A 769-nucleotide genomic window follows, 5' to 3' on the forward strand; every position below is an offset into this window, starting at 1 on the left:
AGGACGCCGGCGAAGCAGGCGGCTACTATGAAGTGGCTGTCGTTTACGACGTTACGCCGGATGAAGACAACATTATCGAAATCAGCGGGGTAAACACCCAAGTCGTACAGCTGCTGGGCTACCACGGCGACGGCCAGGACCTGGACCAGGAAACCTATCGCCTGCTCAGCCGGCCGCTGGTTGAATACATCGAAACCTTGACTTACGAAGTAAGCCAGGTTGCCTTGGACGAACCGATCAACTTGGATTTTGAACCTAATTTCTAAGGACTAAGCAGGTGAGCAAATGCCTCGAAAGAAAAGGCAGGCCAATCGTAAAAAGAACAAAAAGAAAAAAACAGAAGAATCATTGAGCTGGGTGGTTACCGGGATCGTCTTGATCCTGGTAGCCATTTTGGCGTTATTGCGCCTTGGCTGGCTGGGCAAGGAACTGGCCAATTTGCTGCGGCTGCTGATCGGCGACAGCTACCTGCTTGGCGGGGGCTTTTTGGCAATCCTGGGCCTGGTGATGCTGATCTACGGCCAGCCGCCGCGCTTTGGCTTCAAGCGGACCAGCGGTCTGCTTTTAGCCTATCTGGGACTGCTGTATGTCCTGGCCAGCCGCTTTTTCAACCTGCAGGCCGTGCACAGCGACTTTATCGCGGCCTTCAAGAGCGTGATCTATGAAGAGCTGGCCCGGGCCAACGTCACGGTCAGCGTCGGCGGCGGCCTGATCGGCAGCTTTTTGTACGGCATCTTCTACCAGCTGCTGGGACAAGCAGGCGGCATTT

Annotated in this window: 1 protein-coding gene and 1 pseudogene; both read left to right on the forward strand. The window is 55.3% G+C overall.

Annotated elements, in window-relative coordinates; all coding sequences use genetic code 11:
* Positions 1-266, forward strand: a 266-nt coding sequence (locus tag lacNas_RS05105) for a DUF1149 family protein (RefSeq protein ID WP_201346659.1), incomplete at its 5' end; no start/stop codon positions are given.
* A gap of 19 nt (positions 267-285) precedes the next feature.
* Positions 286-769 (forward strand): annotated as a pseudogene (locus lacNas_RS05110) (DNA translocase FtsK); the annotation flags it as partial.

The sequence above is a fragment of the Lactobacillus nasalidis genome (assembly GCF_016587775.1).
GTDB classification, from domain to species: domain Bacteria; phylum Bacillota; class Bacilli; order Lactobacillales; family Lactobacillaceae; genus Lactobacillus; species Lactobacillus nasalidis.